This window comes from Novosphingobium sp. P6W (assembly GCF_000876675.2).
Classification (GTDB): Bacteria; Pseudomonadota; Alphaproteobacteria; order Sphingomonadales; family Sphingomonadaceae; genus Novosphingobium.
In genome coordinates this window covers 2198906-2219665 of the sequence record NZ_CP030352.1, presented here as the reverse complement: position 1 = coordinate 2219665, position 20760 = coordinate 2198906, and the positions used below count along the sequence as shown (strand labels likewise).

General features: G+C 64.7%; 19 protein-coding genes. 12 read left to right on the top strand and 7 right to left on the bottom strand.

The genetic code is table 11. The features are described 5' to 3' along the window. Positions 1 to 12: 12 nt before the first annotated feature. Positions 13 to 1101, bottom strand: coding sequence for a helix-turn-helix transcriptional regulator (locus TQ38_RS10825; protein ID WP_043972709.1), 1089 nt, complete (start codon positions 1099 to 1101; stop codon positions 13 to 15). 109 nt (positions 1102 to 1210) lie between these two features. Between TQ38_RS10825 and cysD the strand changes: the two genes are divergently transcribed. From cysD to TQ38_RS10770, 11 genes are all read left to right on the top strand, one after another. Continuing rightward, positions 1211 to 2113, top strand: coding sequence for a sulfate adenylyltransferase subunit CysD (cysD, locus tag TQ38_RS10820; RefSeq protein ID WP_043972712.1), 903 nt, complete (start codon positions 1211 to 1213; stop codon positions 2111 to 2113). A gap of 98 nt (positions 2114 to 2211) precedes the next feature. After that, the gene (gene cysN / locus TQ38_RS10815; protein ID WP_043972714.1) at positions 2212 to 4134 is read left to right on the top strand and encodes a sulfate adenylyltransferase subunit CysN; all 1923 of its coding nucleotides are present in this window, start codon (positions 2212 to 2214) and stop codon (positions 4132 to 4134) included. Next, positions 4134 to 4871: a 3'(2'),5'-bisphosphate nucleotidase CysQ gene (locus TQ38_RS10810; protein ID WP_043972716.1), complete on the top strand. Its 738-nt coding sequence runs from the start codon at positions 4134 to 4136 to the stop codon at positions 4869 to 4871. Before cysN ends, TQ38_RS10810 begins: the two co-directional genes overlap by 1 nt. Before the next feature lie 116 nt (positions 4872 to 4987). Next, complete coding sequence (locus tag TQ38_RS10805) at positions 4988 to 5650, top strand: TetR/AcrR family transcriptional regulator (RefSeq protein ID WP_043972718.1); 663 nt, start codon at positions 4988 to 4990, stop codon at positions 5648 to 5650. A 199-nt stretch (positions 5651 to 5849) separates the two neighbouring features. Then, on the top strand, positions 5850 to 6833 hold the full coding sequence (locus tag TQ38_RS10800) for an MDR family oxidoreductase (protein WP_043972720.1): 984 nt from the start codon (positions 5850 to 5852) through the stop codon (positions 6831 to 6833). A gap of 61 nt (positions 6834 to 6894) precedes the next feature. Then, positions 6895 to 8607, top strand: coding sequence for a class I adenylate-forming enzyme family protein (locus tag TQ38_RS10795; protein ID WP_043972721.1), 1713 nt, complete (start codon positions 6895 to 6897; stop codon positions 8605 to 8607). Next, on the top strand, positions 8604 to 9017 hold the full coding sequence (locus TQ38_RS10790) for a nuclear transport factor 2 family protein (RefSeq protein WP_043972722.1): 414 nt from the start codon (positions 8604 to 8606) through the stop codon (positions 9015 to 9017). The genes TQ38_RS10795 and TQ38_RS10790 overlap by 4 nt, the downstream gene beginning before the upstream one ends. Before the next feature lie 55 nt (positions 9018 to 9072). After that, positions 9073 to 9519, top strand: a complete 447-nt coding sequence (locus tag TQ38_RS10785; protein ID WP_043972724.1) for a MarR family winged helix-turn-helix transcriptional regulator — start codon at positions 9073 to 9075, stop codon at positions 9517 to 9519. Between the two features lie 128 nt (positions 9520 to 9647). After that, on the top strand, positions 9648 to 10385 hold the full coding sequence (locus tag TQ38_RS10780; RefSeq protein WP_043972726.1) for an SDR family oxidoreductase: 738 nt from the start codon (positions 9648 to 9650) through the stop codon (positions 10383 to 10385). A gap of 82 nt (positions 10386 to 10467) precedes the next feature. Further along, a complete protein-coding gene (locus TQ38_RS10775) occupies positions 10468 to 11949 on the top strand; it encodes an aldehyde dehydrogenase family protein (RefSeq protein WP_043972727.1) in 1482 nt (493 codons plus the stop codon). Between the two features lie 33 nt (positions 11950 to 11982). Then, positions 11983 to 12729 carry a TetR/AcrR family transcriptional regulator gene (locus tag TQ38_RS10770; RefSeq protein WP_052505619.1) on the top strand — a complete coding sequence of 249 codons (747 nt, stop codon included), beginning with the start codon at positions 11983 to 11985 and terminating at the stop codon, positions 12727 to 12729. 94 nt (positions 12730 to 12823) lie between these two features. Here the strand turns inward: TQ38_RS10770 and TQ38_RS10765 are convergent, their stop codons facing one another. Next, a complete protein-coding gene (locus TQ38_RS10765) occupies positions 12824 to 13588 on the bottom strand; it encodes a helix-turn-helix domain-containing protein (RefSeq protein WP_240197865.1) in 765 nt (254 codons plus the stop codon). 560 nt (positions 13589 to 14148) lie between these two features. Between TQ38_RS10765 and TQ38_RS10760 the strand changes: the two genes are divergently transcribed. After that, on the top strand, positions 14149 to 14910 hold the full coding sequence (locus TQ38_RS10760; protein ID WP_240197864.1) for an enoyl-CoA hydratase/isomerase family protein: 762 nt from the start codon (positions 14149 to 14151) through the stop codon (positions 14908 to 14910). On the opposite strand, the gene TQ38_RS10755 is transcribed toward TQ38_RS10760, so the two are convergent. From TQ38_RS10755 to TQ38_RS10735, 5 genes are read right to left on the bottom strand one after another with little or no spacing between them, the layout of a single operon-like run. Then, entirely contained in the window at positions 14845 to 16272 is a 1428-nt protein-coding gene (locus tag TQ38_RS10755; protein ID WP_043972733.1) for an amidohydrolase family protein, read from the bottom strand. The two genes, TQ38_RS10760 and TQ38_RS10755, sit on opposite strands and share 66 nt — an antisense overlap. Next, positions 16266 to 17474, bottom strand: a complete 1209-nt coding sequence (locus tag TQ38_RS10750; RefSeq protein ID WP_043972734.1) for a CoA transferase — start codon at positions 17472 to 17474, stop codon at positions 16266 to 16268. Before TQ38_RS10750 ends, TQ38_RS10755 begins: the two co-directional genes overlap by 7 nt. Further along, entirely contained in the window at positions 17458 to 18957 is a 1500-nt protein-coding gene (locus tag TQ38_RS10745) for a class I adenylate-forming enzyme family protein (protein ID WP_043972735.1), read from the bottom strand. Before TQ38_RS10745 ends, TQ38_RS10750 begins: the two co-directional genes overlap by 17 nt. Positions 18958 to 18976: 19 nt before the next feature. Then, entirely contained in the window at positions 18977 to 19267 is a 291-nt protein-coding gene (locus TQ38_RS10740; protein ID WP_043973443.1) for a hypothetical protein, read from the bottom strand. A gap of 45 nt (positions 19268 to 19312) precedes the next feature. Beyond that, complete coding sequence (locus TQ38_RS10735; RefSeq protein WP_240197863.1) at positions 19313 to 20542, bottom strand: CaiB/BaiF CoA-transferase family protein; 1230 nt, start codon at positions 20540 to 20542, stop codon at positions 19313 to 19315. Positions 20543 to 20760: the final 218 nt, after the last annotated feature.

The following is a 20760-nucleotide window of genomic DNA, read 5'->3' as shown; positions in this document are numbered from 1 at the left end:
AGCGAAACTCCGTCACGCCATCACCGCCACGCTGTCGCACACCAGCCTGACCAGCTCCGGTTGCCCGCGCACGCCCAGCTTCGCGTAGAGCCGCTTGGAGTAGTTGCGCGCCGTTTCCACCGTCAGGCCCATCGCCTTGGCCGCTTCGGCGATTGATTGGCCCTCGTTCAATGCAATCGCCAGTTCGGCCTCGCGAGGGGGCAGGTCGAACAGGCGGGCGAGGCGTTCGACGCTCTGCGCGGTGCGCGCGTTGGGCAGACGGCATAGCGCCAGCATCGAAGGGACCGGCATGTCGCTGGTGGCGGTGAGCAGCGCTTCGAGCCGGGGATGTTCGTGCAGCACCGCTGCGCGCGGGGAGGGCGGATCATCGGAGGCGAACAGTATCGCCGCCGCGCTCAGTTCCCTCTCCGCATGGACGCCGAGGTCGCGCAGGCGCTCGCCGGTTCGCGGCGTGTAGCCCAGGTTCGCGCGCAGCCATGTGTTGAGGCGCGGGTCGATCGCCAGCAATCTTGCCTCGCGGTCCAGCGCCATCCAGGCGGTGGCGCTGCGGGCCATGCCTTGCGAACTGACGCTTGCGCGAATTCGGTGCGCCTCCAGCGTGACGTAGCTGCGCAGCGCTGCCTCGACATAGGGTGCGAGCGAGGAGAGCAGGGCGCTGTCGGACCCGGTGCACGGCTGGGCGCGCGCCATGATGAGCCAGGCGCTGGTGTCTTCGATCTGCGGCAGGCGCACCACCCGTTCGTCGGCGATGCCGAGGCGCCGCATCTTGTCCATGCGCTCGGCCCGGAAAACCGGATCGTGGTCGACGAATTCGCCAACCGAATAGACGCGCCCCGGTCGCAGTTGATCGTAGTGCAAGCGTTCCAGCGCGTGCATTTCGAAGGGATCGACCTCACGCGCGGCTGCGCGCAGGTCGCGGCCGGCGTGAAAGTCGCTGATATGGGCGTGAGGGCCATCACCCTGTTTCATGATTATGGAGACGTATTCGGCATCGCTGCGGCGACGCAGCCGCTCCAGAAACTCGGAAAACTGCGCGCTGTCGGCAATCCCGCGTACCAGCGGGAGCAGGAGATCAGTCTCGTCGGAGGAAGTCAGCGCCATTGCCCTCCCATATGGGAGGTTTGCCGCAATGTCATCCCTGCGAAAGCGATTCGAGCCCAGATTACAGACCGGGGGCCACCCAACGAAGGCCAGAGGACGAGCGATCCTGATGAAGACACTTACCCACCTCGACAGGCTTGAGGCAGAAGCCATCCACATCATTCGGGAAGTCGCCGCCGAGGCGGACAAGCCGGTGATGCTCTATTCGGTCGGCAAGGACAGCGCGGTGATGCTGCACCTGGCCCGCAAGGCGTTCTATCCCTCGCCGCCGCCGTTTCCGCTGCTCCACGTCGACACGACCTGGAAGTTCAAGGCGATGTACGAGCTGCGCGACAAGATGGCGCGCGACAGCGGCATGGACCTGTTGGTTTATCAAAACCCCGAGGCGGTGGAGAAGGGCATCAACCCGTTCGACCACGGCGCGCTGCACACCGACATGTGGAAGACCGAAGGTTTGAAGCAGGCGCTCGACAAGTACGGCTTCGATGCAGCCTTCGGCGGCGCCCGGCGCGATGAGGAAAAGAGCCGCGCCAAGGAGCGCATCTTCTCGTTCCGCACTTCGTCGCACGGCTGGGATCCGAAGAACCAGCGCCCCGAATTGTGGAACCTCTACAATGCCCGCAAGGCGAAGGGCGAATCGATCCGCGTCTTCCCGATCTCGAACTGGACCGAGCTGGACATCTGGCAGTACATCCACCTCAACGACATTCCGATCGTGCCGCTCTATTTCGCGGACAAGCGCCCCACCGTGGAGCGCGAGGGGATGCTGCTGATGGTCGACGACGACCGCTTCCCGCTGGAACCCGGCGAAGTGCCGGTGATGCGCTCGATCCGCTTCCGGACGCTGGGCTGCTATCCGCTGACCGGCGCGGTCGAGAGCGAGGCGAAGACTTTGCCCGAAGTGATCCAGGAGACGCTCCTGACCACCACCTCTGAACGCCAGGGCCGCGCCATCGACAAGGATGCCGGCGGCGCCGGCATGGAAGTCAAGAAGCAGCAGGGCTATTTCTAACAGCCACGGTCCCGTTTCCGCTCAGGCTGAGCTTGTCGAAGCCACCGAGCGTAGCGCCAATGCCCTTCGACAAGCTCAGGGCGAGCGGAGAGAATTGCATGTCTGACATCGAAACCAAAGAAGCCGTCTACGTCACGGATGCCCTCATCGCCGAGGACATCGACGCCTATCTCGTCAGCCACGAGCACAAGACGATGCTGCGCTTTATCACCTGCGGCAGCGTCGATGACGGCAAGTCCACGCTGATCGGGAGGATGCTCTACGATTCGAAGATGATCTTCGAGGATCAGCTCGACGCGCTTTCCGCCGATTCCAAGAAGGTCGGCACGCAGGGCCAGGAGATCGACTTCGCGCTCCTCGTCGACGGCCTCGCCGCCGAGCGTGAGCAGGGCATCACCATTGACGTGGCGTACCGCTTTTTCAACACCGAGAAGCGCAAGTTCATCGTCGCTGACTGCCCCGGACACGAACAGTACACCCGCAACATGGTGACCGGCGCCTCCACCGCCGACCTTGCGGTGATCCTGATCGACGCGCGCAAGGGCGTGCTGGTGCAGACGCGCCGCCATTCGTACCTGTGCCACCTGATCGGCATCAGGAACATCGTTCTGGCGGTCAACAAGATGGACTTGGTCGACTACGACGAGGCTGTTTTCGACGCCATCGTCAAGGAATACACCGAGTTCGCCGCCTCGATCGGGATCGAGAGCTTCACCGCGATGCCGATCTCCGGCTTCAAGGGCGACAATATCACCACGCTCTCGGAAAATACCCCGTGGTACAAGGGCACGACGCTGGTCGAGCACCTGGAAACGGTGGAGGTTCTCTCCTCGGTCGATGCCGACAAGCCGTTCCGCCTGCCGGTCCAGTGGGTGAACCGTCCGAACCTCGACTTCCGCGGTTTCTCGGGCCTCGTCGCCACCGGCGCCGTCAAGGCAGGCGACAAGATCCGCGTCCTGCCCTCGGGCAAGACCAGCACGATCACCCGTGTCGTCACTTATGACGGCGATCTTGAGGAAGCGGTTGCCGGCCAGTCGGTCACCGTTTGCTTCGAGGATGAGATCGACTGCTCGCGCGGGTCCGTGATCTCGGTCGCCGACAATCCGCCGCAGACTGCCGACCAGTTCGAAGCGACGTTCGTGTGGATGGCTGACGAGGCGATGATCCCGGGCCGCGCCTATTGGCTCAAGCTGGGCACGCAGATGGTTTCGGCCACGGTGCAGGAGCCCAAGTACACCGTCAATGTGAACACCATGGAGCGCATGGCGGCCAAGACGCTCGACCTTAACGCCATCGGCGTGGCCGAGCTGACGAGCGACAAGCAACTGGTGTTCGAGCCTTACGCCGAAAACCGTATGCTCGGCGGGTTCATCCTGATCGACAAGATGACCAATGCCACCGTCGCGGCTGGCATGATCAACTTCTCGCTGCGCCGTTCGCAGAACGTTCACTGGCAAGCGATCGACATCGACCGCAAGCAGCATGCGGCGCTCAAGAACCAGAAGCCTGCCGTACTGTGGTTCACCGGGCTTTCGGGTTCGGGCAAGTCGACCATCGCCAACATGGTGGAAAAGAAGCTGCACCGGATGAACCGGCACACCTTCCTGCTCGACGGTGATAACGTGCGCCATGGCCTGAACAAGGACCTGGGCTTCACCGAGGCTGACCGCATCGAGAACATCCGCCGCGTGGGCGAAGTGGCCAAGCTGATGACCGATGGCGGCCTCATCGTCATCACCGCCTTCATCTCGCCGTTCCAGGCGGACCGTGAAATGGTGCGTTCGATGCTGCCCGAGGGTGAGTTCATCGAGGTGTTCATCGACACCCCGCTGAAGGTGGCCGAGGCACGCGACGTCAAGGGCCTCTACAAGAAGGCGCGCTCGGGTGAACTGAAGAACTTCACCGGGATCGACAGCCCTTATGAAGCGCCGCGCAATCCCGAAGTGCGTATCGACACCACTGTCCTGTCGCCGGAAGATGCGGCCACCCTTATCGTCGACACCCTGCTGGGAGACGCCTGATGCCCTACACTGACGGCGATCTCGCGGCGAAGCTGGCCGACGAGGCGGGCAAGATTCTCCTCACGGTCCGCGCCTCGGGCCTGTTCGGGGGCAAGGCGCTGGGCAAGGCGGGGGATCAGACGGCGAACCAGTTCCTCTGCCACGCCCTGCGTGAACAGCGCCCGGACGATGGCCTGCTCTCGGAAGAGGAAAAGGACAGCGCCGAGCGGCTCGCCAAGAGCCGGGTGTGGATCGTCGATCCGGTCGACGGCACCCGCGAATATGGCGAGGAGCGTACGGACTGGGCGGTTCATGTCGGCATGGCGGTTGACGGCGTCCCGGTTCTCGGCGCGGTGGCGCTGCCGGGGCACGATCAGGTGCTGCGTTCGGACCAGCCGGGCGAAGTGCCGGCCGCGCCCGAGACCCTGCGCATGGTGGTGAGCCGCACCCGTCCCGCGCGCGAGGCTACCGGTGTTGCCGAGGCGATCGGTGCCGAGCTGGTGCCGATGGGATCGGCCGGAGCCAAGGCCATGGCGATCCTGCGCGGGGAGGCGGACATCTACCTTCATTCGGGCGGGCAGTACGAATGGGACAGCTGCGCACCGGCAGCCGTGGCGCTGGGCTGGGGCCTCCATGTCTCGCGGATCGACGGGTCGCCGCTCGTCTACAACCGCGAGGACGTCTACATGCCAGACCTGCTGATCTGCCGGAAGGAACATGCCGACATGGTCCTCCGTGAAGTTCAGGCGTTTCTTTGAAGGAAAAAGGGCCGGGAGCGTGGAGGCGATCCCGGCCATGGGCATCTGACCATCAACATTGTCGATCAGTGATACCGTATGTATAGCCGGCCCCTTTCCGATTCAGGGGCGAAAGCATGGAAGCCAGAACCAGGCGCAGGGTGAGAGACCCCGCCGCGACGCGCGAGACGATCCTCGATGCGGCCTGCAACCTGCTTGCCAAGGACGGTCTTGAAGGGGTCAGCCTCTCGGCCGTGGCGCATCTGGCAGAGGTCAACCGGGGCACTGCCTACCAGCACTTCGAAACGCGCGAGAAGTTGATCGAAGCCACTATCGAGTGGGTTTCGGACAAGATGTTCCGCGCGGTCTTCGGGGATCCGGCAACGCTGGGCGAGCGCCGCGTCGAGGAAGTCGACGTTTCCGCGCTCACCGACCGCCTGACCGAATTTGCGATGGAGAACCCGGAGATCGGCCGTGTCTGGTTGCAGCAGGTCCTGGCCTCGCCCGATCCTTCGCAGGATGCCTTCTGGCGCGAGTATTGCGGTTCGCTGCGCCGCTTCGCCGCGACCAGCCTTGCCGAGCCGGGCATCGATGCGGAGGTCATGTCGGTCATCAACCTGGCCGGTGTGTTCTTCTGGCCGGTATTCGCGCGCGCCCATGCGGCGGACGAGGGCGAGCGCAGCGAACTGACCCGGCGCTACACGCACGAAATCCTGCGCCTGTCGATGTACGGCACGATGAGCGCCAAGGCTTTCCCGGACGTGGCCGAGCTACTGAGCAAGGATTTCGTAAAGGACTGAAGCCCCCCGCACGACGGCGATTTTCGAAGCGAAACCTCGCCCCGCCCGGGCGGCTTATCGGCGCACTATTTCGCCTCGGCGATGCCGCGCTGCGGCAGCATTGACGCGGGCGCTGCGATCCCTTCAGCAAGGCAGGCAAGTTTTCGGCGCGCGTCCCTCGCGATGAGGTTCGCCGTGCCTGTCCGGGAGGGAATTACCCATGTTTTCCGCAATCGTGATCGACAAGAACGACGAAGGCCAGACCGTTACCGTCCAGCAGCTTGACGAAAGCGCGCTGCCGGAGGGCGATGTCACCATCGACGTCGCTTTCTCGACTCTGAACTTCAAGGACGGCCTTGCCATCACCGGCGCCTCGCCGGTGGTGCGCAAGTTCCCCATGGTGCCCGGCATCGACTTGGTCGGCACCGTCACCGACAGCAGCCACGCCGACTGGAAGGCCGGCGACAGCGTTGTCCTCAACGGCTGGGGCGTGGGCGAGGGACACTGGGGCGGTCTTGCGCAGAAGGCCCGGCTCAAGGGAGACTGGCTGGTGCCGCTGCCCGCAGCTTTCACGCCCGCGCAGGCGATGGCGATCGGCACGGCGGGTTATACCGCCGCGCTGTGCGTCGATGCGCTGGTCGACTGGGGCGTGACGCCGGATCAGGGCGAAGTGCTGGTGACGGGCGCCACCGGAGGCGTCGGTTCGGTTGCGATCGCGATCCTGAAGAAGCTGGGCTATTCCGTTGCCGCGCTGACCGGCAAGGCCGCCGAGGCCGATTACCTCAAGGCGCTGGGCGCCGAGACGGTGATCGATCGCGCCGAGCTTTCCGCCAAGGGCAAGCCGCTGCAGAAGGAGCGCTGGGCCGGCGTCGTCGATACCGCCGGCAGCTATACCCTGGCCAATGCCTGCGCGCAGACCCGCTATGGCGGCGCCGTGGCGGCTTGCGGGCTGGCGCAGGGCTTCGATCTTCCCGCCACCGTCATGCCCTTTATCCTGCGCGGCGTGGCGCTGCTGGGCATAGACAGCGTGATGGCGCCCAAGGCCAAGCGCCTCAAGGCCTGGGACCGGCTGGCCAAGGACCTTGACCCTGCCGCGCTTGACACCATCGGCCAGACCATCGGCCTTGGCGAAGCGGTGGAAGCCGCCGCCAAGTTCATGTCGGGCGAGGTCAAGGGCCGCTACATCGTCGATGTGAACGCCTGACCGGCGTGGGCGGACCTTCGCGTCCGCCCGCACCTCCAATGACAAAAAAGACGAGGATGGCATGACGGGTTCGATAGAGGTGGTGGACGGCCTGTCCATCGTTCACGGCATTCCCCTGGCGGACGAACAAGGCATCGGCGCGCTGACGCTGGGCGGCTACGTGCGCGAGATCGCGCAGCGTTTCGGCCCCAGCGAGGCGGCGGTGATCCACATCGGCGGCAAGGCCCAGAGCTGGACTTACGACGAACTCTACGCCCGCTCCATGGCAGTCGCGAAGTCGCTGCTGGCGCTTGGCACGGGGAAAGGCACCCGCGTTGGCGTGCTGATGACCAACCGGCTGGAGTTCCTTTCCGCCGCCTTCGGCGCGGCGCTTGCGGGCTGCGTGGCGACGCCGATCAGCACTTTCTTCACGCCGTCCGAACTGGAAGTCGTGCTCAAGGCTTCGGGCGTGTCGGTGCTGCTGCTCGAACGCCATGTGCTCAGGAAGGACTTCGCAGAGATGCTCGCAGGGCTTGAGCCGGCGGTGCTCTCCAGCGCTCCGGGAGAACTGGCCTCGCTCAAGTTCCCGTTCCTGCGCTATGCGGCGATCATCGACGGCGAGGAACCGCACGGCATGATCGAGGGGCTCGGCGCTTTCCTTGCACGCGGCGAAAGCGTTTCCGAGGAACTGGTGCTGGCGGCGAGCGACGGCGTGGCGCCCTCCGATCCGGGCATTCTGTTGTTCTCGTCAGGCTCTACAGGCAAGGCCAAGGGCATCCTCAGCGCGCACCGCGGCGTCTGTCTTCAGCTATGGCGCTGGCCGCAATGGTACGTCATCGACGACGCGGTTCCCGCGCGCACGTGGTCGGCCAACGGGTTCTTCTGGTCGGGCAACTTCGCTTCCGGGTTGGGCGGCACTCTGTCGCGCGGAGGCTGCCTGGTGCTGCAACGCTGGTTCGATGCGGCAGAGGCGCTGGACATCATGGCGAAGGAGCGCGCCAACATGGCGCTGGCCTGGCCGCACCAGTGGTCGCAGCTCGAAGCCGCGCCGAATTACCGCGATGTCGACCTTTCATCGATGGTCTACGTCGACGCAAAGATGCCGATCGCGCGCCAACCAACGGTGTCCACCACATGGCGAGAACCGGCCCAGGCCTATGGCAATACCGAGACGTTCACGCTGATCACCGTATTCCCGGCGGGCACCGCGCCCGAAGTCGCAGGCAGCTCACACGGCGTTCCCACCGCCGGTTCCACGATCAAGATCATCGACCCGATGACCGGCGCCACCATGCCGCTGGGCGAACGCGGCGAGATCGCGGTGAAGGGGCCGACGCTGATGCTGGGCTACCTCGGGATTCCGCTCGACCAGTCGCTGGACGGCGAGGGCTTCCTGCGCACGGCTGACGGCGGCTATGTCGATGCAGAGGGCCGACTGTTCTGGGAAGGGCGCCTCAACGACATCATCAAGACCGGCGGCGCCAACGTATCGCCGCTGGAGATCGACGAGGTCATCCGCGCCCATCCCGAGGTCAAGGTCTCGCAGACCGTGGGCGTGCCCGATGAACTGCTGGGGGAACTGGTCGTCACCTGCATCGTGCCGGTCGAAGGCGCCAGTCCCAGCCCGGAGGCGATCCGCGATTTCGCCAAGGACAAGCTCGCCAGCTACAAGCTGCCGCGCCGTGTGCTGTTCGTGGCCGAAAGCGACCTCAAGACCACCGGCAGCGCCAAGATCAAGACCGCCGACTTGCGCAAGCTGGCGGCAGAGCGGCTCGCCGTCAACGCTCCGGCATGACCCCCGGCTTTGCCGACTGGCTTGCCATCTGCAATCTGAAAGCGGCTTATTGCCGCCTGCTCGACAGCAAGGACTGGGATGGCTGGAAGGCCCTGTTCACCGAGGACTGCGTGATCGATACGCGCGCCAGCGGCGGCACCCGGGAACAGGGGCGCGATGCTTTCGTTGCGGTCGTGCGCAAGGCGCTGGCCGGCGCACAGACCGCGCACCAGATCCACTCGCCCGAGATCACCATTGATGGCGACCGCGCGCAGGTGATCTGGGCGATGCAGGACCGGGTCATCAAGGACGACTTCGCGCTGACGGGCTACGGCCACTATCACGAGGTCTGCGTCCGCACTCCCGGGGGCTGGAAAATTGCCGAGCAGACCCTGACGCGGCTCATCATGGAGGCTGAAAAGCCTGCGTGATTGCTGCACACAAAACCTCTGGCCAAAGGTAAGCAGGCTCACTACCCCTAAGGTAATGGAACGCAGGGTTGGCACGGTCCTGGCACAAGTCGCGCGGCTCATGCGCCGCGCTTTCGACGAGCGTGCGAGGGAAATCGGGGTGACCCGGCCGCAGTGGCAGGTACTCAGCGTTCTGCGCCGCCATGAAGGCATCAGGCAGGCGGGCCTCGCTGAAATCCTCGAAGTCGAACCGATTACCGCCGCTCGCATGATCGACCGCATGCAGGAAGCGGGCATGGTGGAACGCCGCGCCGATCGGGCCGACCGCCGGGCCTGGAACCTTCACCTCACTGATCGCGGCAGCGAGATGATCGAGCGCCTGCAGCCGCTCGCGATAGAAACGTCCGACACGGCAATGGCGGGTGTCAGCGAAGCCGACAAGGCGCAGCTTCTAACCACTCTCGAAACGATCCTCGGCAACCTGACCGGCAAGCCTGCGGGCGGCGATCCGCTGGACGGCTGAACGGTATCGCCGGGGCGCGTGCGCGCAGAACCATCGTCGCCGCGATAGGCGCTCGATTGGCGAGCCGCTATGGTGAACGCAAGTAGCTGATCCGCATCTAGCGGGCGGCCGATCGAGTGGGAGGAACTGTGGGCAAGACGATCGTTATCACCGGCGCCGGAGCCGGTCTCGGCAAGGCACTGGCGCACCGCTTCGCAAGCGAGGGCGAGACTGTGATCCTGCTGGGGCGCACGCTGTCCAAGGTGCAGTCCGTGGCCGATGCGATCGGAGGTAACGCCATGGCCGTCGAGTGCGATGTTGCCAGCCCCGATTCCGTGCGCGCCGCTTTCGCCGCCATCGCGCAGAAGCACCCCAGGATCGACGTGCTGGTCAATAACGCCGGCATCTACGAGCCTTTCACGGTCGCCGAGGCCACTGACCACCAGATCGACAGCATCCTCGCAACCAACCTCAAGGGGCCGATCTACTGCTGCCGTTCGGCCATCCCGATGATGGAAAAGGGCGGCCAGATCATCAACGTGGGCAGCGAATCCGTCGCCGTGCCCTTCGTGATGCTCTCGCTCTACCAGTCCAGCAAGGCGGGGCTGGAACAGTTCAGCCAGCAGCTTGAAGCGGAGCTTGAGGAAAGCGGCATCCGCGTCACCCTCGTGCGCGCCGGGCCGATGTACGACGAGGGCAAAGACAGCCCTAACTGGGACCGCGATGCCGCCATGCGCTTTCACATGGGCTGCGCGAAGAACGGCCTCGACATGCGGGTGCGGCCTGTTTCGCATTCGGCTTCGGTGACCGGCGTATTCCGCGCGGTGATCGATCTGCCGCCGGACGTGATTGTCTCCCACGTCTCGGTCGGCGCCCGCAAGGCCTGAGCACTCTGTCCAACGAAGCCGCCGAGGCAACCCGGCGCGCTCCCGACCTTTAGTTCATAGATTTCTCGCCAAGGATCATCTCATGACCACTCTTCCCGATGCCAGGCTCTACATCGACGGCAAGCTGCGCGATGCCGGCAATGGTGCGACTTTCGACGTCATCAGCCCGTGGACCGGCGAGCCGGCAGGCAAGGCCGCAGACGCCACCGCCGACGATGTGAACGAGGCTATCGCCGCCGCGCGCCGCGCCTTTGACGAAACCGACTGGTCGACCAACCTCGAAAAGCGCGTGGCGCTGGTGAAGAAGTACCGCGAACTGTTCGAACGCGAACGCGTAAAGCTGGGCCAGCTTGCCATCCACGAAGCCGGCGCGGCGCAGGGAGCGGTGAACCGCGCCCATGTCGACATGGCGCTGGACGGCTGGGACGATTACATCACCGTCTTCGACCGCATCGACTGGGAAGTAGACTACGGCGAGCGGCCTGCTTTCGGGATGGTCCACAAGCGGCTGGGCCTGCGCGAATCCGTTGGCGTCGTCGGCGCGATAACGCCGTGGAACGTGCCGCTCTATGTCAACATCGGCAAGGTCGTGGCGGCGCTGCTGGCGGGCTGCACGGTTATCCTCAAGCCTGCGCCGGATACGCCCGGCATGGGCGCGATCTTCGGTGAGCTGGCGAAGGAAGCCGGCTTCCCGGACGGCGTGATAAACGTGATTTTCGGCGCCGACCCGGCTCTGGCCGGCGAGATGCTGGTGACCGATCCGCGCGTCGACCTGATCTCGTTCACCGGCTCCACCGGCGTGGGCAAGCGGATCATGGAGCAGGGCGCGGCGACCCTCAAGCGCGTGTTCCTGGAACTGGGCGGCAAATCGGCCAAGATCGTTCTCGACGATGCGCCGAACTTCGCGATGGATATCGGCATGTCGATGCTGGTGTTCCATGCCGGACAGGGCTGTGCGGTACAATCGCGTCTGCTGGTGCCCAAGAGCCGCTATGAAGAGGCTAAGGCCATCCTCGGCGGCGCCTACGGCAAGTTCGGTGACAACTGGGGCGATGTTGAAAATCCCGCCCACATCATGGGTCCGGTCGTATCGAAGCGGCAGATGGAGCGCGTGAAAAGCTACATCGACCTCGGCCAGGAAGAAGGTGCCACGCTGCTCGCGGGCGGCAAGATCCGGCCCGACAAGGGCGGCGGTTATTTCATCGAGCCGACCTGCTTCGTCGACGTGACAAACGACATGCGCATCGCCCAGGAGGAAATCTTCGGCCCGGTCCTGGTGGTGATCCCCTACGAGGATGACGAGGACGCCATCCGCATCGCCAATGAAAGCTCATACGGCCTTTCGGGCGGTGTATCGGGCAGCCACGAGCGTGCCATGAACATCGCCCGCCGCGTGAAGACCGGCTCGATGAGCATCAACAATGGCATGTGCATCGCCGGCGACATTCCTTTCGGCGGCTTCAAGGCCAGCGGCATGGGCCGCGAATGGGGCGTCGAGGGTATCGAGGAATACACCGACGTGAAGCTGCTGGCCTGGCCCGTCCGGCAGGCTGAGCCGGCCTGACCCTTGCCGGCAGGGGATGATGACGATCCCGAGGTGGCCGCCGAACCAGGCCACCTCGCGGGCCTGTCGCCACTGCTGTCGGCTGCGGTGACGCAGGCCTGCGCAGCGGTCAGCCACAACCTGAGCGGGCAGCGGCTGGGCCGCAAGGGGCGGATCACGCGCGAGCGTATCCTGGTGGCCGCCATCGAGATGATCGAGATGTCCGACGAGCCGGTTACACTTGCCCGCGTGGCGCGCAAGGCGTCGTTGGGCATGACCTCGCTCTACAACTATTTCACCGACATGACCGAACTTCTGCTGGCGGTGCTGGAGCCAGTGATGGAGACGGCGCGGGATGACTATCTCTCGGTCCTTCGAGAGCGTTGGCCGGACGAGGACCTGTTCGCGTGCTGCTATCGCTTCGTGCGCAGGTATCACAATTTCTGGTTGTGCCATTCGCGCCTGCTGCACATGCGCAATGCGCTGGCAGACCAGCGGAACGCGCGCATGATGCGCCACCGGATCGACAGCAGCCGTCCGATCATCGGCCTGATCGTGGCGCAGATGGACTTCGACACGCTAGGCAGCAACCCCAGCACCTCCATGGCGACGATGGTGATGATCGGTATCGAGCGCTCCGTAACGCTGGTCACGGACAACGAACTGCGCAAGCTGGTCGAGATGGGCCCGGATATCAGCGAGGACCGCTACCTCATTCCGGGAGCAAGGCTCATGCAATTCGCGATACGCGATGCCCGCGATGGCGGAGGCCAGGACTATCCAGAGGCGCCGCCGGTTTAGAGCCTGAACTTTCGCGCACCCGCGAACTCCGGCAAAAGAAAGGCCTCGCGAGACATCTAGCGGGGCCTTTCCTTGTTGGGTCTGAATGCTGCGCTCAGGCGGCGTGCGAGAACTGCTCGACCGTCGACTGGGCATACTGCGAACCAGGATCGGGCAGGCAGGCGCGCATGGCGTCGCTCAGGCACTGGAACAGGGCTTCCGGCGTGACCTTGTCGTCCTTGCCATAGATCACGCTGATAACCAGCGGGTGCCCATCGGGCTGGCGAGGGACAAGACCGCTGAGCGCCTCGGCGCCGGTGCCGAAGCCGGCAGCGGCGAACATGTGGCGTGGCTCGCGGCAGGCGTCGATGCGGGCCATCATTTCCGAGAAGGCGAACTTGCCCTGTTCATCGGCTTCGGCGTTGAGACGGCGGACCATGCCTTCGCAGCGCTGGCGAGGAATGGTCGACAGCATCAGCAAGCCGGCACCGCTGCGGGCTAGGGGCTCCTTGACGCCGCCCGCCAGTTCGCGGGTTGCGGCCATGGCGCGCGGGCCGTGGCGCCAGTTGACGATCTGCGCGTCCAGCCCGACCATGGAATGCAGCGCAACCGACAGGCCAGTCTGCGCCACCAGCCGGTCCATCAGGCGCACGATGCGTCCGTCACGCACCAGTTCAGGCTGGCCGGATGTGCCGATCAGCGCGGCGCGGGGCGTCAGGCTATAGGCGCGCGAATAGGGGTCCTTGTGAAGCAGTCCCAGTTCCACAAGGCTCGAAAGCAGTTCGGATGTGCTCGACTGCGGTCGGTTATACCGCCGGACAATGTCCATGACGGTAGCCTCCCGATGCGCGTCGTCGAAATATTCCAGCACTTCTATCACGCGACGAGCAATTTTTGCCTTGTTCGATGATGATGACGTCTTTCCAGACATGAGGTCTCTCCTCCCTCTGCTTGGTTGATGAACTCGCTTTCGGCGAGATTGCCTCAATCCCTGAGTTGTTTGCCCAGATAACTGAGTCATTCTCGTTTTTTGCTCACTTGGGTTAGCATCAACACTGATGTTCATCAAGGACATCTTTTATGTATACGATGCGGAGAATCAGGAAGTGTTTCTGGACGCCATTTGCAGCCATTCCCAGATCGCTTGCACCTGTCGCCAAGTTTGCCCATTACTCTCAGGGCTGGCCAACGCTGCTGGACCAGTCCATGCTTCTGCAGCGACAAATGAAATCGATGGATGTATACAGGAAAATCATGGATTTTGAAGGAATAACGGTGTCTGTGGCAGAGCTTGAGTACGGCGGATGTTCGTGGTCCGAGCCTGTCGCATTCGTCGATCTGGCGGCCACGCCGCATGAAACTACTGATATCCGATTGCCGCCTTGTCCCTTGATTGGAATAGGTAGGGCAGACCACCCTCTCGCGACCAAATTGGATACCGTGGTCGAATCTCGCCCCGAAGCAGCGCATTTGGCCAAGGCGGTGATATCGCAGCCTCTGGCCGCTGCGACGCTTGTGCAGTTGCTGCGGCTGCTGCCTTCGCTTTCAGCGGAAGATGGGCTTACAGCGGAGTCTCTGGCCTATGCCACGCTGCAGGGCAGCAAAGCGCACAGGGATTGGATCGCCCGCCGGAAAATACCTTCGGGCGATCTGATTCGCGGCGGCGTTTCCCTGTCGCGTCAGGGGGACGACGTAGTCGCCGTTCTCTCCCGACCTGACGCGGGCAATGCCATCGACCAGCCCATGCGTGACGCGCTATACGAGGCGTTCGCGCTGGTGAACATGGACCGCAGCATCACCCGCATTACGCTGAGAGCGGAAAGGAAGGCATTCAGCCTCGGCGCGGACCTTGGCGAATTCGGGACGACAACCGATCCGGCCACTGCGCATATGATCCGCAGCCGGACTTTGCCTGCACGCGAAGCGCTGCACTGTGCGGACCGGTTTGCGGTGGAGATCGACGGCGCCGCTATCGGCGCCGGGCTGGAACTGGCCGCTTTCGCCAGCCGGATCACCGCGACCCGGCGTTCGTGGTTCCAGTTGCCGGAACTGGCGATGGGGGTCCTGCCGGGAGCAGGCGGATGTGTGTCGCTGACGCGCCGGATCGGGCGTCAGCGCACCGCGCTGATGGTGCTGTCAGGGCGACGCATAGGCGCTCGCCAGGCGCTCGAATGGGGCTTGGTCGACGCGTTGGTAGACTAGGACACCGGCGCAGATTGTTGCTGTTACGTCGGCACTGGAAAGCCGGTTTCTCGCTTTGGACCATGGCAGGCCGAGCAGGCACAAATCTGCGGGCCGGCCGGGCGCAATGCCGCGCGTCTGGGAGAGGTCCAGCGGATCGGCAAGATAAAGGGCGAGCGCTTCTTCCGGCGTCAGGGCTTCGTCGGGGCCGATCAGGGCACCACTTGGGGTGCGGCGGCAGACGGCGGCGGCCATGGCCCGCCATGGATCGGCGCTGCCGTAGGGGGCATCGCTGCCTCCTGCCATGGAGAGGCCCGCTTCGCGAAAAGTTCGAAGGCGATAGAGGTCGCTGTGGTGCCGGGGTTCGACGTCGGCAAGATAGCGGTCCCCGCGCTCGGCGATGAAATGCGGTTGTACGCAGATATGCAGGCCAAGTTCGGTCATGCGCTCCACCAGTTCGGGCGAGGCGACGGATACGTGCTCGATACGGTCGCCGGGCATGGCCCCCGCAGCTTCGATCAGGGCGAGCGTGAAGACCAGTTCCACCTCGGTAACGCAATGGACCGCAAGGGCGCGTCCCTGCGCATGACCGGCACGGATAAAGCCAAGCGCCTCGTCAAAATCGGGAAGCGCGGCTTCGTGCAGGTGCAGCTTGAGAGGGCCGAGGCGCCAGCCGTCCTGCTCCGCTTCGGCGAGAGTCAGGCTACCGGCCAGGACGGGAGACTGGACTAGACGTCCTTGCGCCCTCTGCTGCGCGAAGTGGCGAGCGATCACAGGATCGTTGCGCGGTGACATGTCGGTCACGCCGGTTACCCCGAAGCGGGCGAGTTCGGCGCTGACTTCGCCGAAATCGGGGGGAAGGCTTCCGAGTGCCCGCTGCAGCCAGGCGTCCTCGTCGAACAGGCATCCCGTGAAACCGTTGCCGCCGCGTTCCAGTCCGGGTGGCGGCGCAGCAACGGCGAGAAGTTGGGCCAGTGCGGGCGAATTCAGCAGCCACATACGCCCGGTGCGATGCTGCAACCGCAGCGGACGATCCGGCACGATCCGGTCAAGCATGGCAGCATCGGGCAGGGCGCCGCCCAGCACGCTTTCGTGAAAGCCGATGGCGCGCAGCCAGCCGCTTCCGGGCACTTGCAGCGCGCGGACAAGCGCATCGGCGTCGGTGACTTGCGGCGGGCCGCATTTCACTGAACTGCGCTGCGCGGCGAGGGCGGCGAGGTGAATGTGGTGGTCGTGCAGGCCAGGCAACAAGGCTCCGCCGCGTGCCTCGATTACCAGTTCGTGTGGACGGGCAGGCAGGTTGCCGATCTCTGCAATGCGGACTCCCTCGATGCGCAGGTCGCAGCGTGTGCGGCCGAAGATTTCAGCATCGCGGATCAGCATCGTGCGAACGCGCCGAGATAGCGCGCGGTGTCTGCGCCGAGTGGACGTACCGGGGCTTGCAGCACGCGGGGCTGGACATGGGGAAAGAGGCACCCGGTTGCTGTGCCCCAGGCGCGCAGTTCCGCGTCGATCGCAGTGCGATCGCAGTCGCGTTCCTCGGCCAGGGCCATGGCGGTAATGGCGCTCATCGACAGGCCTATACGCTGGGCGACCCCGCTGCGGTAGGCGGCAAGGCCCTTGCTTGCAGCGGTGATGCCGGTCAGGGGGTCGGCGATGGCGTCTCCGACATAGCCCATTTCGCCCGACACATCTGCCATGGCGCGGGAAAGTCCTCCGGCAACGCCGCAGTCGTTGCCGATGCCGACCCAGTTCGCCGCGTCTCCGCTGGCACCGTGGCCGGTTACCGAAAGCCAGACGAGGCCGGGAATTTCTTGCACCAGGGCTTCAGCTTCGATGCCGAGGTGGCGGAGGGCACGGGGGCGCGAGGATTCTATAACCACGTCGGCCCGGCGGATCAGGGCAACCAGCGCAGCTTTTTCCGTATCGCTGGCGAAGTCGACTAGCAGGCTGGCCTTGCCCTGGTTGATGCGGTCGAACGTCGGCGGATCGTCGCGGCGAATGAGATCGGGGCGGCTGTGGCTTTCGACTTTCACCACCTCCATGCCGGCCTGCCAGAGCAGGTGCCCGGCAAGCGGCCCGGCCCAGATGGCGGACATGTCGATCACCAGCGGGCGGTGCCCTGCCGGCCGATCCCGCCGCTGGGCACGCAGCATCACTTCGATCGGCGGTGAAACCGGTTCCTCATCCACCGAAGCCACCAGCAGGCCGAGGGTCCGGCCTGTAGCGACAAGGTCCGCGCAGTCATGTTGCAGCACGGCCGCAGCAATTGCGTCCCAGTCGTGCACGTCGACATCGGCGCTGCCGAAAAGGGCGGGCAGCAGTTCGCGGTCGATCTCGCGGATCAGGGTGAGGGCGAACCAGCCGCCGTCCCCGGTGGGCATCAGGTGGCTACCGCCCAGTCCGGCAGAAACCTTGCCGCCGATGCGGTAACCACCGCTGCGCTCGCCCATCAAGGTGGCGCCTTCGAGTGCGGAAAGCGCCGGGCTTGCGTGCGCGGCGGCCATCGCCTTGATCTGCCTGTTGGCCCAGCGCGCGAGCGGGATCGCGGGACCGGGAGAGGCAAGGTCAGTCGGCAAGAACATCCTTCACTTTGCGGCGCAGCAGTTTGCCCATTTCGTTGTAGGGCAGTTCGCTGACGAAGGCGACCTTCTCCGGCACGCGCGAGGAGCGCAGGCGCGAGCGGACCAGCTCCTTCAACTCGCCCTCGTTAGGTGCAGCGTGGCCTTCGCGGGTAACAATGGCGACGCCGACCGTCTCTCCCCATTCGACTGACGGGATCGCATAGGCGCAGGCATCGGCGATGGCGGGGTGGGTGAGCAGCACGTCCTCGATCTCGCCAGGGGACATGTTCTCGCCGCCGCGCACGATCACGTCGTCGGCGCGGCCGGAAAGGAAGAGGTAGCCGTCCTCGTCCATGAACCCGGCGTCGCGGGTGGGGAACCAGCCCTGGGCGTCGAGCGCGCTCTTTTCCTTGTACTCGCCAGAGACCTGATCGCCGCGCACGTAGATTTCGCCGGGTTCGCCCACCGGGAGGACTTCGCCGTTCTCGCCGCGGATTTCCATCTCGACGGTGGGGATCGGCTTGCCCAATGAGGTAAGCCGGGCGCGGATCCTGGGGTCTTCGGAAGCAAGCGCCTCGCGGTGATCCTCGGGGCCGAGCAGGGCGACGGTCGAACTGGTTTCGGTGAGGCCGTAAGCGTTGGTGAAGCCCGCACCGGGGAAACGTTCCAGCGCCTTGTGGATCACTTCGAGCGGCATCTTGCCGCCGCCATAAGCGATGGCGCGCAGGCTGTCGGTTTGCGAGGCAGCGCCTTTTTCCATGGCATCGACGATGCGCGCCAGCATGGTCGGCACCACGAAGGCATTGGTGATGGCCTCGTCCGCGACCAGCGAAAGCCATCCTTCGGGCGAGAAATTGGGCAGCATCACGATCTTGCGCTGGGCGTAGATCGACGACAGCAGAGCCGAGATTCCGGCGATGTGATAAGGCGGCACGACTACGAGGGCCGCATCGGCCTCGTCGGCGCTGGCGAATTCCACCGTACCCAGAATGTAGCCGATGAGGTTCGAGTGCCGCAGGATCGCGGCCTTTGGCGCAGCGGTTGTGCCGCTGGTGAACAACTGGATCGCCACGCCTTCGCCGGGATCATATTCGCGCGTGTCGTTGCCGGGTACGGTTTCCTGTACGTTCAGCGTGAACTCATCACGCGGGAGGACCGTGTGGTCCTGTCCGCCGGCGATCCGCAGCACGCGCTCCTCGTCGCCGATCACCAGCGCGGGCGCAATACGGCCCAGCAGCGCGGCAAGGTCCGCGTCGGGCAGGCGGTAGTTTAGCGGGCAATAGGGCACGCCGGCCAGCGCCGCGCCGAACACCGCGATCACCGCCGCTTCGCTGCTCTCGTCGAGCAGGGCGACATATTCGGCCCCGCTGTCCTGGATCAGCTCGAACGCACCGCGCGCGGCGGCGAGCAGGTCGCCGTAAGTCCAGCGCCTGCCTTCGCAGACGAGAGCGATGCGGTCTGGAGCGGCCTCGGCGGCCATTTCGAGAAGGAGGGCGATGTTCATCGGCTGTCTTTTTCGAAAGTCAGTCGGAGGCCGGAAGGGGCTTGGCGTCCTTGACGACGAGCGCGGCGCCGTCGACGCTGAGCGAGCCCTTGCCGGGCTTCACGCAAAGCAGTTCGTACTTCCCGTCGCTATCCACATAACGCTTGCCCATCAAGGTGCCGGCGGAGAAGTCTGCGGCGAGGGGAGCGGGCTCGGCGGGCTTGGCCTCCGCCATTGGTGAGCCGCCACATTCGATCTGGCCGTCGGCGCTGCGGATCACCATGACTTCGGTATCACAGGCGGCGCTTTTCAGGCGGGTTCCGGGCTTCATTTCAAGTTCCTCGTACATGTATATTCGATTGGTCTTGCGGCTTGTTCAGGCGATCGCGCCCTTGGCTTTCCATTCCTCGATCTGGTCCCACTCGATCCCCATTTCCATGAGGACGAGTTCGGTATGCTCCGATGCCTGGGGCGAGCGGGTGGTCTCCACCGCTTCGCCGTTCCACTGGACGGGGCCGCGCACTAGCTTGAGCGGGGCGCCGCCGTCCGCGCCCTCGACTTCGAGGATCATGTCGTTGGCGATGGCCTGTTCGTCGGTGAGCAGGTCGTGGAAGCTCTGGACCGGCGCCCACTGGCCCGAGAACGTCTTGAGGTGCTGGCGCCAGTAGGCGAACGGATGCTGCGCGAAGGCCTTGACCAGTATGTCGCTGGCCGCGCCTGCGTTTTCGAACAGGGCGCGCGGTTCCGAAAAGCGGGGGTCTTCGGCCGCTTCGGGCACGCCCAGATGTTCGAACAGGCTGCGGATATGGGCAGTGGGCGAGATGGTGCAGAGGTTGATCGTGCCGTTGTCGCTGGTCTGGTAATTACCCATGAAAGGGTTGCGCGCCGCGCCGCCCGATCCCGGCATCGGGTTACGGGTGAGGATGCCGGTTTCGGCGACTTGCGCGATCAATGCGCCCGAAGCCCAGGCTGCGGTGCTGAGCAGCGAAACGTCGAGTTCGGTGGCTTCACCGGTCTTTTCGCGGTGATAGAGCGCCGCGGAAATGCCGCCGGCGATGAACATGCCGCCAATGGAATCGCCGAATGCCGGGATGCCCTGCGACAGCGGTGCATCCAGTTCTTCGGGCGTCATCGAATAGGCAACGCCGCTGCGGGCCCAGAAGCAGGTGCCGTCGAAACCGCCGATTTCGCGCTCAGGCCCCTTGTTCCCCAGCGCCGATCCGCGCGCATAGATGATGTTCGGGTTGGCGGCGCGGATGTGCTCGATGTCGAACTTGTTCTTCTGGCGCACCTGCGGGAGGTAGTTGGTGAGGAATACGTCGCACTGCTTGGCCAGTTCGTAGAGCACTTCCTGGCCCTCGGGCGTGGAGAGGTCGATGCCGACGCTGCGCTTGCCGCGATTGGGGTGCTCGAACAGGGTGTGGCGCAGCGGGTCAAGGGTGACGCCGCCCATGTTGAGGAAACCGCGCTGGGTATCGCCGCGCACGGGATGCTCGATCTTGATGACGTCGGCGCCCCAGTCGGCCAGCACGCCGCCGGCGGCGGGAGTGAAGGTGAACTGTGCGACTTCGAGGACGCGCACGCCCTCCATGACCTTTGTCGACATCTGCTGCCAGTCCCTGTCGTTATCTTATGATTTCGCGTCTGCGGCCAGCTTTTGGGCCGTTTGCCGCCGTCCGTTGGATGTGCGCGCAAAGCCGGGAAGGATCAACCGGGGGCCCCATCGTACCGACGATGAAGGCCTTCAAACGGCGGGTTTATGCGCCGTGGAGAGATCGCGCAGGAGGGCGCCGGCAAAATCACGCCACGGCGATGGGACTGGCA